The sequence below is a fragment of the Paenibacillus sp. FSL H8-0282 genome, from assembly GCF_037963825.1.
Taxonomy (GTDB): Bacteria; Bacillota; Bacilli; order Paenibacillales; family Paenibacillaceae; genus Paenibacillus_AQ; species Paenibacillus_AQ odorifer.
The window spans coordinates 464,777-477,588 of record NZ_CP150146.1; the positions used below are offsets into that span (position 1 = coordinate 464,777).

At 42.4% G+C, this 12,812-nt stretch carries 12 protein-coding genes; 3 read left to right on the forward strand and 9 right to left on the reverse strand.

Annotated elements, in window-relative coordinates:
• Nucleotides 1-82: 82 nt before the first annotated feature.
• The 5 genes from NST94_RS02040 to NST94_RS02060 form a co-directional block, all read right to left on the reverse strand.
• Complete coding sequence (locus NST94_RS02040; RefSeq protein ID WP_076192730.1) at nt 83-2,029, reverse strand: ABC transporter permease; 1,947 nt, start codon at nt 2,027-2,029, stop codon at nt 83-85.
• Nucleotides 2,019-2,780 (reverse strand): ABC transporter ATP-binding protein, encoded by a 762-nt coding sequence (locus NST94_RS02045; RefSeq protein WP_076192732.1) that lies wholly within the window; start codon nt 2,778-2,780, stop codon nt 2,019-2,021. Before NST94_RS02045 ends, NST94_RS02040 begins: the two co-directional genes overlap by 11 nt.
• Before the next feature lie 106 nt (nt 2,781-2,886).
• A complete protein-coding gene (locus NST94_RS02050; protein ID WP_076185674.1) occupies nt 2,887-3,891 on the reverse strand; it encodes a sensor histidine kinase in 1,005 nt (334 codons plus the stop codon).
• Nucleotides 3,888-4,577: a response regulator transcription factor gene (locus NST94_RS02055; RefSeq protein WP_076124606.1), complete on the reverse strand. Its 690-nt coding sequence runs from the start codon at nt 4,575-4,577 to the stop codon at nt 3,888-3,890. The genes NST94_RS02050 and NST94_RS02055 overlap by 4 nt, the downstream gene beginning before the upstream one ends.
• 77 nt (nt 4,578-4,654) lie before the next feature.
• Entirely contained in the window at nt 4,655-5,545 is an 891-nt protein-coding gene (locus tag NST94_RS02060; protein WP_248549116.1) for a TetR/AcrR family transcriptional regulator, read from the reverse strand.
• Nucleotides 5,546-5,750: 205 nt separating this feature from the next.
• On the opposite strand from NST94_RS02060, the gene NST94_RS02065 reads away from it, so the two are divergent.
• Nucleotides 5,751-7,274, forward strand: coding sequence for a DHA2 family efflux MFS transporter permease subunit (locus tag NST94_RS02065; protein ID WP_312149629.1), 1,524 nt, complete (start codon nt 5,751-5,753; stop codon nt 7,272-7,274).
• Between the two features lie 46 nt (nt 7,275-7,320).
• Here NST94_RS02065 and NST94_RS02070 read toward each other — a convergent pair whose 3' ends face one another.
• The gene (locus NST94_RS02070) at nt 7,321-8,367 is read right to left on the reverse strand and encodes a YncE family protein (protein ID WP_076278911.1); all 1,047 of its coding nucleotides are present in this window, start codon (nt 8,365-8,367) and stop codon (nt 7,321-7,323) included.
• 185 nt (nt 8,368-8,552) lie between these two features.
• On the opposite strand from NST94_RS02070, the gene NST94_RS02075 reads away from it, so the two are divergent.
• Both NST94_RS02075 and NST94_RS02080 read left to right on the forward strand, forming a co-directional pair.
• Nucleotides 8,553-9,434 carry a nucleotidyltransferase domain-containing protein gene (locus NST94_RS02075; protein ID WP_339281593.1) on the forward strand — a complete coding sequence of 294 codons (882 nt, stop codon included), beginning with the start codon at nt 8,553-8,555 and terminating at the stop codon, nt 9,432-9,434.
• Nucleotides 9,435-9,843: 409 nt separating this feature from the next.
• The gene (locus tag NST94_RS02080) at nt 9,844-10,482 is read left to right on the forward strand and encodes a WecB/TagA/CpsF family glycosyltransferase (protein ID WP_339281594.1); all 639 of its coding nucleotides are present in this window, start codon (nt 9,844-9,846) and stop codon (nt 10,480-10,482) included.
• A 723-nt stretch (nt 10,483-11,205) separates the two neighbouring features.
• On the opposite strand, the gene NST94_RS02085 is transcribed toward NST94_RS02080, so the two are convergent.
• The 3 genes from NST94_RS02085 to NST94_RS02095 all read right to left on the reverse strand — a co-directional run bounded on the left by NST94_RS02085 (nt 11,206) and on the right by NST94_RS02095 (nt 12,808).
• On the reverse strand, nt 11,206-11,391 hold the full coding sequence (locus NST94_RS02085; protein ID WP_248549112.1) for a hypothetical protein: 186 nt from the start codon (nt 11,389-11,391) through the stop codon (nt 11,206-11,208).
• Between the two features lie 97 nt (nt 11,392-11,488).
• Nucleotides 11,489-11,746, reverse strand: coding sequence for a hypothetical protein (locus tag NST94_RS02090; RefSeq protein ID WP_339281595.1), 258 nt, complete (start codon nt 11,744-11,746; stop codon nt 11,489-11,491).
• A gap of 228 nt (nt 11,747-11,974) precedes the next feature.
• Entirely contained in the window at nt 11,975-12,808 is an 834-nt protein-coding gene (locus NST94_RS02095; protein ID WP_339282120.1) for an ABC transporter ATP-binding protein, read from the reverse strand.
• Between the last annotated feature and the right edge of the window lie 4 nt (nt 12,809-12,812).

Sequence of the window (12,812 nt, forward strand, 5' to 3'; positions counted from 1 at the left end):
CGGTGCCTCCTACCTGTAAATGATATCAAATCAAACAAAGGTGTCCCTAAGCCATGATGGCTTTTGGAACACCTTTGTTATTTTAAAGCGCCTCTTTAATTACCTTTTTGTAATAGAAGACGGACAATATTGCAAAGATCGAATACAAAGCAGTGTATAACAGCATCACCAGAATCATCGGTGTCCAAAGCTCTGTGCCGAATAAGAACCAGCCGGATTTAACGGCGAAGTAGCTGTGAAGCAGACCTATGACTAATGGAATACCGAAGTTGAACAATTGTTTCATCTGTATACCTCTGAGCAGATCACCTTGCGTGAACCCTAGCTTTCTCAGAATGGTGTAGTTAGGTTTTTCATTTTCACTTTCATCCATTTGTTTAAAGTATAGAATACATCCGGAGGTAATCAAGAAGGTTAACCCCAGAAAAGCAACGATAAACATAATGAGTCCCATATTTTGTTTTTGACCTTTTATCGACTCTAATTGAGAGTCTTGTTTGTTTTTCTCATCAAATTTCAAGGTCTTAAAAAGTTCATTTGCCTGTTCAACGCTGGCCCGGACTTTCATATCAATCCCGATATTAAGGGAGGATCCTCTTTGAAGGGCAGGATCTAAATCCTTCTTTAAGCGCTTAAAGATCGATTCGTCTACAACCGCAACCGGTAAGCCACCACCTGTGTAATACCCTGAAATGGGACTTTCGATATCTAATCTTTTATAATCCTGTGGAAAAACCTCATGTAACCCTTTGAGTTCAATCGCACCTTTATCTTTCATAGTAACAAAATTATCCAGTGCACTGCTTGATTTCGTAAAATAAGCTTTATCTGGAGTTAGATCAACGTCTTCAAGTGCATTTTCACTTATGACCGCCAGGGTCATAATATTTGAAAACATATTGTCTCCGTCCGGTTTTTTAACAAGAATCTCTTCAACATCTACATCGACCTGAAGGACTTGGGTCCTTCTTTCTGTAAATACTAAATCATTTGCCGTTAGGATCTTTGTAAATTGTTCAGCCTCTTGGGCATTCGTGAATACAAAATCCGTTGGGACATATTGCTTGGAAGTTTTCTCAGCAGAGTAAAAGGAAATGTAGCTAAGGGATAATAAACCCAGGGCTAGTGCCGATACCGTTGTAATGATGGTTAATAATACGGCATTGGATTTCATGCGAAACATAATGGAGGAAAGAGATAGAACCTCTCTAATGTTCAGATAGCCGTTTTTCCGCTTACGAATGATATGAAAAATAAAACTTACCGAGCCTTTATAAAATAGATAGGTCCCAATAATGACGGATCCCAAAATAGTAATCATGGATATAGCCAATTGATTCATTGAGGTTACGTCTTCGGTAAGTAATTTAGAGGAGAGCACATAGCCCAGTAGGATTAGGCCAATTCCGACAATCCCTATGATCATTTCAAAGAAGGATAACTTTTTCACTGTACCTTCTGTTGTTGAGGTTACCCGGAACAAGGATAAGATACTTTGTCTTTTAATAAATCCATAATTCATCAGCATGATCAAAAGATAAATCACACAAAATACGATCAACGTCTGAATCAAAGCTTCGATAGAGAAATGAAGGGAGGCTATAGCATCGACCCCCATTATTTTAAATAAGATCATGAGGATCAATTTTGAGATAGAAAAGCCTACTAATATCCCCAGGACCAAGGAACCGAAATACAGAATAAAGTTCTCTGCCGAAAGAATGCGGAAGATTTTATTTTTGGTCATTCCAATTAACTGAAATAAGCCAATTTCTTTGCCGCGTCGTTTGATGAAGATCGTATTAGCATATAACAGGAAAATAGAGACAATTACGACTAGTAAAACCGAGGCAGCCGTGATGGCTGCGCCCCCTTTGATAGAGCTTTCCAGCTCATCCATCGAGGGATCGTATTGCAAGGTGACAAAGGCGAAATATAAGGCCACACTAAAAACTAGCGCAAATACGTATAGGTAGTAATTTCGGATGTTTTTTCGCAGATTTCGAATCATTAATACATTAATGCTCATTCTGCACACCGCCTAATACACCCTGTGTTTTTATAATGTCGTTGAAGAAAACTTGTCTTGATTGTTCTCCTTTATTTAGTTGCGTATAGATTTTTCCATCTTTTATAAAAATAACTCTACTGCAATAACTGGCAGCCACTGGATCATGTGTAACCATAACGATGGTTGCTCTTCGTTTTTGATTGAGTTCACTTAGCTTATTTAATAAATCAGAAGCGGATTTAGAATCCAGCGCCCCGGTAGGCTCATCTGCAAAAATAATACTTGGATCATGAATGAAGGCACGAGCTGCTGAGGTACGTTGTTTTTGACCGCCAGAGATTTCATTGGGGTACTTATTTTTTAATTCCAAAATCCCCAATTCCTTTGCGAGACTTTCGAATTTCTGATTGGCGGCTTTCTTGGGTGTATTGGTAATGGATAGTGGCAGCAGGATGTTCTCCTTTACCGTCAGCGTGTCCAAGAGATTATATTCTTGAAAAATAAAACCTAAATGATTCTTGCGAAATTCAGCGAGCTGCTTCTCTTTCATATTGGAGATTTCATTGCCCTCGATGGTAATAGATCCGTTACTGATTTTGTCGATCGACGAGAGTACGTTGAGCAGGGTGGTTTTACCTGAACCGGAAGGCCCCATGATGCCAACGAATTCGCCTTCTTCTATACGAATATCGAGTCCGCTTAACACGGATTGTTTGTTTAATTTATTGCCATAGCTTTTATGAATTTTAGTAGCTTCTAGAATTGCCATAATGATTCACTCCTTCGTTTCTTCTTGTATAGCTTTATTATAAAAAAGTTTATTGTTCTTATCCTGCGATTGCCCGAACAAAATATAAAAGCATGTGACATTGTTGTCACATGCTTGAGATTTTAACGAATTCATTTTTGAGTGGGAAGGTTAGCGTAAATGTTGATCCCGCTCCGAGCTTGGATTGAACCCCGATGATGATGAGTAAGGATTGAGCTGCTTTCTGAGCTAAATATAAGCCCATGCCTGTGGCGGCATTGTCGCGATGTACAGTAGTGGAAGTAAACCCTCTGTCGAAGATGCGCGGCAGGTCCTTCGGATCTATCCCGCGCCCGCAATCCTTCACCTCAAGAACGATATGTTCAGCTTGCTGGTAGCTATTCACTGTAATATCAGAAGCCTCACTATATTTTACGGCGTTGGTTAGGAGTTGTCTGAGGATAAAAGCCAGCCATTTAGCATCACTAAGCACTTCAGCAGCTTCTAAGTTCAACTCAAAGCCGATTCCCTTCTGAATACACCAAGATTGTAATGTCTTAATCTCACTAAAAATAAGCGTTTCTATATCGATTTGCTCCATGTACAGGTCGTTTTCAATAAATGGTATCCGTCTTTGATGGAGCTGCTGATCCAGCAGCAGGTGAATACGCAGCCACTCATAGGTCAAGTGCCCCTTCATAACATCATCTTCTATACGCTCAATCATTAGATGCATTGCGGTCAGTGGAGTCTTTACTTCATGAATCCAGGATAACAGCTCATCCTTCTCTTGCTCCAAATTCATTAAATTGTCTGAAGCAGTCCGCTTTAACAATTTCACTTGGTTGGTGATGCTCTCTTCGATGATTTTCTCAAAAGGACTTTCGGCAAGAGCGATGCTTGTCAGATCGAGATCATCGTCCCGCTCATTTAAGCTTTTATAAAATCTGGTTTCCTTAGGATAGCGAATGACTAGAAAAATTACGAAAAAAATCATCGATAAAGAGACCAGATAGAGCACTGAAGACAGGGGGATGGTCGGGTCCATAAAGGTGATAAAGAGCATAAATAGATGTACAAAGAGAAAAAGCAAAATCCAACCGAGTCTTTCGAGCAGGTACTTTTTAATCATAGAGAATCCTCTTCAATGGCTACGTACCCTTGTCCAACCTTCGTCTCAATAAACGCCCCTAATTCAAGCTCGTCGAGCTTTTTGCGCAGCCTATTTACGTTGACGGTAAGGGTGTTGTCGCTAATAAAGCGCTTATCGTCCCATAAGCTATTAATTAATTCCTCGCGGGTGACAATTTTATTCTTTTTCTCAATGAGCAATTTCAATATGAAAATCTCATTTTTGGTAAGCTCAATCGTTCCCGTGTCGTTGGTCACTGAATTCCGCTCATAATCGACGGTAGCTCCGCACCACGTTTTGAGTTCAATGTTATCCGTATTGTAATTGTACACACGCCGGAGAATGGCTTGCACCTTGGCAATGAGTACATCGAAATGGAAGGGCTTTTGGATATAATCATCGGCTCCCAGCTGCATGGACATCACCATATCTGTCGGATGATCCCGAGAGGATAAGAAGATAATCGGCAGATTAGAGTGAGAGCGAATCATTCTGCACCAATGAAATCCATCGAATTTGGGTAATTGGATATCAATTATCACTAAATCAGGTTTGATTTCCGTGAATTCCTGCGTAACATTGTTGAAATCTTGAATGCCATATACATCATAAGACCACTGCGTAAGCCGTTCTTTGATCTCATTAAACAGCGTTGTATCATCTTCGATTAATAAAAGCTTGAACAAATCGGTCACCACACTTTTAGTTTCGTGCCTTGCGTTTAGAATACGCTTAAATGATTGAAGCCATACTTTGATTGTGCTTAGAGCATTGCAGATAACACTGTCTGATAATGTGCAAATTCCTTCGTTTCATTAAACTGAGGGCACATTTTCAAGGAGAGCAGGGCGCTTTCGATTAAGAACTCTCTTGGTTCCTTATTGTTCATGATCTCTTCTTGGATAAAATATAACAGCTTCAGTGCATTGGACAGGCTGGGATCATCGGCGGCGAATGATTTATCAATGATTTTTTTTAAGCTTACGGTCGCAAACGATAAATCATTATTAAAAAAATCAGTGTATTCAGCAACAGGCAATAGTTTCCCTACATGATCGGGGGAGATAAGCTGCATTCCTTTTTCACTTAAGTCCTCAACAATCGTCTGGATAAGAGTAGTGCAATAATTAATGATTTGTTGAGAGGTAATGACTTCATTCATGGCACTGTTAATTTGCAGCATATGTTGCAAGATGCCTGTGAAAATGATGGCTCCATCCAGTAGATAGGGTTTTTTATCTTCAGAAAATATATGCAGGAAACGTTCATGCACCCAGGTTAATAAGGTGAATTTAGTTTTTTTGATGAACGTAATTAAATCCGGATCATTGGAGACCAGGGCATCTTCAACCAGCTGCAACAATTTATTTTTTTTATTGATTTTCATAACCAGTTGAACTTGTTTAGCGAATATATCAATGTCAGAGGGGTCCTGGCCAATGAGCAGGCCATTTCTGCCTTCTTCCAGCTGGTCATGAATAGAGGTGAATACAGCTTTAAAGAGATCCCCCTTGGAAGGGAAATAATTATAAAAAGATCCTTTGGAGATCCGGCTGTGATTCAGAATGTCCTGTATGGATGTGGCGTGGTAGCCTTTTTCAATAAATAATTCATGTGCTTTTTGAATCACTTGCTCTTTCCGTTTATTTATCATCTTAGGTGCCCCTTTAAGCTGGACTCTTTTGTGCAAAAAAAACACTTCACGTAGAATAGACTAGCTTATATTTCCACTTAATACAATTTAGTTTTTAAATGAATTCTGACTTGCCAAGCAGTAAATATAAGAGTAATATATTCTACATTGTAACATAAGTTCAAAATTGAACCGACGGTATGATTATAGAATGGAGGATTCCAAAATGAAAACGAAAGAAAGTAAAGCGTCCTATGGGATTTTGGCAATCCTTATGATTGGTGCATTTGTTGCTTTACTGAGTAATACCTTGCTCAATATAGCTTTACCATCGATTATGAAGGATTTTGATGTCAGTGCCTCAACGGTACAGTGGTTATCGACGGGTTATATGTTAGTGAACGGGATCATGATTCCTTCAACGGCCTTTTTAATTCAAAAGTATACAGCCAGACGATTATTCCTAATCGCCATTGGATTATTTGCAATAGGGACCTTCATTGGAGGCTTTGCTCCAAGTTTCCCTGTATTATTGATTGCGAGAATGGTCCAAGCCTCAGGGGCCGCGATTATGATGCCATTATTAATGAATGTATTGTTCACCACATTTCCACCTGAAAAACGTGGCTCGGCCATGGGGATGTTTGGTTTGGTTATGATTTTTGCACCAGCCATTGGTCCTACACTCTCAGGATGGATTATTCAGCATTATGAATGGCCTGTGCTGTTCTTTATGATTGCACCGATCGCCGTATTGGTGTTCATTCTTGCCTTCTTCAAACTGCATGATCCTAAAAAAGATGTGGCTATTAAAATTGATATTCTATCCGTAGTTCTATCAGCGATTGGGTTCGGGGGTCTTCTATACGGCTTCAGTTCCGCTGGGAATAAAGGATGGGATGATCCAATGGTCTACTCCACCCTTATTATCGGGGTTATTGGTTTAGTGATATTCATTATGCGCCAGATGAAGATGAAGGAGCCTATGCTTAACTTCAGAGTGTACAAATATCCGATGTTCGCTTTATCCTCAGCGATTTCGATTACACTGAATATGGCGATGTTCTCAGCCATGATGTTAATGCCGATTTATCTGCAAAATATTAGAGGCATTTCACCTTTGGATTCGGGACTCCTAATGTTGCCTGGTGCGTTGATTATGGGGGTTATGTCTCCAATCACAGGTAAATTGTTCGATAAATTCGGCGGCAAAGTCTTGGCGTTAATCGGTCTGGCTATCGTAGTGATCAGTACGTATTTCTTTAGTGATCTAACTGAAACAACGAAATATTCGACACTTATGATTTTGTATTCTGTGAGAATGTTCGGGATTTCAATGGTTATGATGCCTGTGATGACCAATGGTCTGAACTCCATCCCGGCTAAATATACACCGCATGGTACAGCCATGAACAGTACGATTCAGCAAGTCTCCGGGGCGATTGGCGGGGCGCTGCTTGTAACGATTATGTCTAACAGTACTACTTCACATGTCAAAGATATGGTAGCTGAGGCTGTGAGTAAATTAACGGCTAAGCCTTCTGCAGAGCAATTGCTTGGCATTCAAAACCAAGTCATCGCAAAAGCAACGATCGAAGGAATTAATGATGCGTTCTTAGTGTCAGTAGGCGTTGCCATTATTGCCTTTATCCTAGCTTTCTTCATAAAAAGAGGGATACAGCCTAAGGATACAGAAACAGCCGAGGAAAAAGTGGCTGTTAAACAAGTTTCATCCGCTAGATCGATGTAATTTGATATGTAGAAAGACGCTCACCTATGGTGGGCGTCTTTTTGTCTTAATTAAAAATAGAACTCTGAGTGAGTCTTGGTCCATCTTGAATGACCGTTATGGAGTCGTTTCCACCTACATAAATTCTATTTGTGAGCGGGTTTAGCACAGTGCTGCCTGATACGGAGGAGAATCTTGCGAGCCGTTTAAACGTGGTGGCGTTATAAACGGACATATGATTCTTATCGAAATTACCAACAAATAAATGATTTGTATTCGGGTTGATAATCGTGTTGGAGGAGGTAGGCAACACCTTTGTGGTTATAATTTTGTTGTTGCGCCCATCTATGACAAACAGCCTGCCCTTACCCTCCACTTGTGCACTTGAGACATAAATACGATTCGTCAGCGGATTTATAACGACCTCACTTTGCAAACGTCCCAGCTGTACATTACGCAACAATTTATTGGTTCGGCCATTGATCACAGAAAGAAACCGGCTCAAGTTATTAGCGACATAAATACGATTGGTAATTTTATTAAGTGCTGGCGCTATCACGGGGTTACTTCCGACTTTTATTGTCGCAATGATCGCCTGTGTAGTTCCGTTAATGACGGTGACGCTATCATTTACTGTATTGGTCACATAGACACGGTTGGTAAGCTCATTGATAACAATTCTGGAGGGGCGTCCACCGATTTCAATCTTTTTACGGACCTGATTTGTTTTCCCGTCTATGACGAATAGGGTTCCGAATGCGCTAGTTACATAAATCAGATTGGTTCGAACATTTACTCCGATATTGTCTGGGAATCGGCCTACTTTGACAGTTTTGATTACCTGGTTTGTCCGCCCGTTTATGACAGATACGTTTTCGTCACGGAAGTTAGGTACATAAATCCGGTTGGTTTGGGGGTTGATTCCGAGCTGAGACGGCAGTCTTCCTACAGGGATCCGAGCGATAATGCGATTAGTTCTGCCCTCCAATACCCCGATAGTTCCAGCCTCGGTGTCTGGGTTTACAAAGTATACTCGATTCGTGACGACATTTACTTTTATATCTCCGATCGGTCCGGCAGAGCGGACTGTAGCAATCACTTTTGGCTGCGCCATGCTTTTACCCCTTTCCAAGTAAATAGATACTTCATTATATTTAGGCTTAGGCAAAAGGGTACTTCATTTATCCTTGCAAGATATATATTAGGAGTGTAGAATGGTACTCCATTATCCAAATATTAGGTTAGGTGTAAACGTTTTATTTTTTGAGAAATTGAGATTGATTGGAGGTTGGGGTTGAGATGGTGAAATCAGTGTTGTCGGATATTTTATTAACACCTGATAAGACGCAGGTTCATAGCGAATTATTAGAGGAAATTGGGCAGTATATCACACAAGAAATTCTAAATCATCCGTTAATGAAAGAGGAGAGTCAGCGGGTAAGTATTCTCCTTGATGGATCGACCGCACTTGGTGTGGTGGATGAGCAGTCGGATGTGGATGTAATCATTATTTGTCAGGATGAGTATTATAGCAGCATTAATCATCGGTTCGAGCAAGCGGGGCTGATCCAGGAGCAAAGTAGTTTTTTTATGGATTTACGACTTCCCAGCGGCAAGTCCGGACATTACACACTGCATAAAATATCAGAAATTAAAGCGGCGTTAATGAGCGGAAATATGGAATGGCTGTGGAATGCTTCTATTTCATATATCTACTATGACCGATTGGATGTAAAGTCACTTTTTGATGCCTATGTGCCCCTCCAACCTGAAGTCCTAATGAGATTTCGTAAGAATTCATACATACAGTTAAGAAGTTATGCCAAAAGCTTAGATAATCCGGTAGTGCGTGGCGACGCCTTTCCTATTTTATTTTTAGCGGTTTCTCTTTATAAAGAAGCATTACGCTGTGCCATTACTATTGAAGGTCACCCCTACCCCTATGACAAATGGCTGGTACCTGTAGCCAAACAAACGACTGTCGGCCGAAAGATTTTGGAGTGTGCGGGCGATTTTTGGAGTTTTATTAGAGATGATGAATCCTTTGCCCCTATGTACCAGGAGGATAATAACTTTGTCAAAATGGAAAAACGATTCCGGAAGATACTTGTAGAGGAATTCCGCATGCGGGGGATCGATGAATCTTGGTTAGTAGAGTGGTGGAAGTTTATGGAGGAGTGAGTGGAGCTATAGGGTGTTTGGGTGAGTAGAGTAGCTGTGGTGGCGGGGGTGCTGGGGATGGCTGTAGTGGGCTGAAATGGTTGAAGCGGTGGAATGGCTGAAGTGTTTGGGTAGCGTAGTAGCTGGGGTGGTGGAATGGTCGGATGGTTGAGATGGCTATAGTGTTTGGGTGATCGTAGTGGATAGCTAGCTGTAGCGGCGTAGTAGCTGTGGTGATTAAGTAACTTAAATGACTCCCCTTCCTCCTCTTGATTATGGTAAGGTATATTGAAGTGGAATTTTAGTGAGAGGTGATTATATGGACGGGACAGTTTCAATATTAGGAGTTCCCTTTTCAAAACTAACACTACATGAGACAACACTTCATCTAACAAAACATATTCAATCTGGGGAACCGAAACTTTTCCATTTGATCACGGCTAACCCGGAAATTACGATAACAAGTCAATCGGACGAGCTGCTACGAACCATACTTCAAGAAGCGGATTTAATCACTCCTGACGGGATTGGCATTGTGATGGCATCAAAAAGAAAAGGCGATCCTATTGCTGAGAGGGTAACTGGATATGAGCTGCTTCTTGAGCTTTTGGAGCAAGGAAATAGCTTGGGATGGAGTTTTTATTTCTTGGGAACAGATGAGCTTACCAGCTGTAAAGCGGTCGAAAAGATCACGGAGTTATATCCGAATGTGAAGATTGCAGGAAGACATAATGGTTTTCTTACCAAGGAAGAGGAGCCTGCCATTGTAGCAGAAATACAGCGCGCACAGCCAGATCTCCTGATCGTTGCGATGGGTGCGCCATACTCTGACAAATGGGTATATAAGCACAAACAGGAGCTTGCGCAGGTAAAAGTTGTTTTTGGCGTGGGCGGCAGCTTAGATGTAATAGCGGGAAAAGTTACTCCTGCACCAGCGCTATGGAAAAAACTCAATCTGGAGTGGTTGCATAGACTTTTGTTCGCTCCCGTTGCGAAGGGACAAAAGTCGCGATGGCGCAGACAGGCAGTGCTGCCCAAATTCGTGTTCCGAGCTATGATTAGGAAATGAAGAAAAGGCCTCGTTTATGGGGCCTTTTTTAGGTTCGATTGGTGGGAGAGGAGGAGGGGGCAGGTGTGAGAGTAGGAAGTAAGGAGTAGGAGTAAAAGTGAGTAGTGGGAGTATGTGTAAGAGTAATGAGTAGAATGTAAGTGCGACTATAGCTGTGACCTTTAAACAAATTAATAATAATAAACAACACCGATTCTGGTTGATGCCATAGTCTCGTATTTAATTCAAACTAAAAGCTAAAGAGGAACAATAAGGGCAAAAATGCCCCTGAGTCACTGGAATTCCGCCGAAGTGGGAAATAGAAGGCAAAAATGCCCTAGAATCGGTGTGATTCAGCCGAAGTGCCAAAACAAGGGCAAAAATGCCCTAGATCGGGTGCATTTCAGCCCGAAGTGGCAAAAGAAAGGCAAAAATGCCCTAGATCGGGTGCAATTCAGCCCGAAGTAGCAAAAGAAAGACAAAAATGCCCTAGAATCGGTGCGATTCAGCCTAAAGAGGCAAAAGAAAGGCAAAAATGCCCTAGATCGGGTGCATTTCAGCCCGAAGAGGCAAAAGAAAGGCAAAAATGCCCTTGAATCGTTGCATTTCAGCCCGAAGTAGCAAAAGAAAGGCAAAAATGCCCTAGATCGGGTGCAATTCAGCCTGAAGAGGCAAAAGAAAGGCAAAAATGCCCTAGATCGGGTGCATTTCAGCCCGAAGAGGCAAAAGAAAGGCAAAAATGCCCTAGATCGGGTGCAATTCAGCCCGACGAATCAAATCAGAGGTATAAATCCCGCAGAATGAGCCAAATCCGGCCCGACGAAGCAAATCAACGGTATAAATCCCGTAGAATGAGCCAAATCCGGTCCAACGAAACAAATCAACGGTATAAATCCCGTAGAATGAGCCGAATCTGGCCCAACGAAGCAATCAACGGTATAAATCCCGCAGAATGAGCCGAGTCCGGCCCAACGAAACAAATCAGCGGTATAAATCCCGTAGAATGAGCCGAATCTGGCACGACGAATCAAATCAGCGGTATAAATCCCGTAGAATGAGCCGAGTCCGGCCCAACGAAGCAATCAACGGTATAAATCCCGCAGAATGAGCCGAGTCCGGCCCAACGAATCAAATCAGCGGTATAAATCCCGCAGAATGAGCCAAATCCGGCCCGACGAAGTAAATCAACGGTATAAATCCCGTAGAATGAGCCGAGTCCGGCCCGAAGCAGCAAATCAACGGTATAAATCCCGTAGAATGAGCCAAATTCGGTCCAACGAAACAAATCAACGGTATAAATCCCGTAAATGTCCCCAACCCGCCCGGTTACTATCCATTACCAACAGGGAGTCGGTTTTCGCCGCACATTTAATGTGATCCCTACTATGATGAGTGAAATTTGTTTAATTGAGCAGATACATCCGCGTCAATTATAAATAGGGCAGGAGTTTATCGCTGCAAATAAAAAACTGACACCGCTATACCAGCGATATCAGTTTACAGAGCTTAGCGATTAAGCTAGCGGCTGCCTATTTTTAGCTTGTTCCTCTCGCATCCACTGTGACAACTGGCGTTTGAGCTTAAGGAACTCGGGAGAGTCCGTAATCTCATCACGGCGTGGCCGCGGAAACGGCACATCGACTGTATGCAGAATGGAGCCGGGGCGGCCGGAAAATACATAGATACGATTAGAGAGCAGCAACGCTTCTTCGATGTTGTGAGTAATGAACAGCACAGAGCGGCGATTCTCTTCCCACAGCTCAAGCAGCCAGCGCTGCATTTCACTGCGAGTTAGTGCATCGAGTGCGCTGAAAGGTTCATCCAGCAACATTAGCTCCTGGGGAGCGAGCAATGCTCTGAGAAAAGCTGCACGCTGCTGCATCCCGCCAGACAACATATGCGGATAAGCATGTTCGAACCCGCTTAACCCAACCTTGGCAAGCCACTGGCGCGCTTCCTCGCGGGCTCCATCCCGCAGTGCACCCTTGATCTCCCCAGCAAGCAGCACATTATCCTCAATTGTACGCCAAGGAAAAAGCGCAGGCTGCTGCGGCATATAACTAATTTCACCGCGTTGACCTGTAACGACCTTGCCGTTCATGCGGATCGTGCCTGCATCGGGTTTCACAAGGCCGCCAATCATATGGAATAAGGTGCTTTTTCCGCAGCCGGAAGGACCAACGATCGAAACGAATTCTTGTTGCTCTACCTTGAGAGAGACATTATTCAGAACGTTCATCTCACGGCGACGATGGGAAAAAGATTTGGAGATGCCGCTCACTTCAAGGGCGGGTGCCACGGTATGAGCTTCAGGAGAGCTTATGACTTCTGTTGTTCTGTGTTGCATTTGC

Bases quoted from the DNA above. Each gene is read 5' to 3' on its own strand.
- NST94_RS02040 (WP_076192730.1), bottom strand. From the start codon at position 2,029: ATGAGCATTAATGTATTAATGATTCGAAATCTGCGAAAAAACATCCGA.
- NST94_RS02045 (WP_076192732.1), bottom strand. From the start codon at position 2,780: ATGGCAATTCTAGAAGCTACTAAAATTCATAAAAGCTATGGCAATAAA.
- NST94_RS02050 (WP_076185674.1), bottom strand. From the start codon at position 3,891: ATGATTAAAAAGTACCTGCTCGAAAGACTCGGTTGGATTTTGCTTTTT.
- NST94_RS02060 (WP_248549116.1), bottom strand. From the start codon at position 5,545: ATGATAAATAAACGGAAAGAGCAAGTGATTCAAAAAGCACATGAATTA.
- NST94_RS02065 (WP_312149629.1), top strand. From the start codon at position 5,751: ATGAAAACGAAAGAAAGTAAAGCGTCCTATGGGATTTTGGCAATCCTT.
- NST94_RS02070 (WP_076278911.1), bottom strand. From the start codon at position 8,367: ATGGCGCAGCCAAAAGTGATTGCTACAGTCCGCTCTGCCGGACCGATC.
- NST94_RS02075 (WP_339281593.1), top strand. From the start codon at position 8,553: ATGGTGAAATCAGTGTTGTCGGATATTTTATTAACACCTGATAAGACG.
- NST94_RS02095 (WP_339282120.1), bottom strand. From the start codon at position 12,808: ATGCAACACAGAACAACAGAAGTCATAAGCTCTCCTGAAGCTCATACC.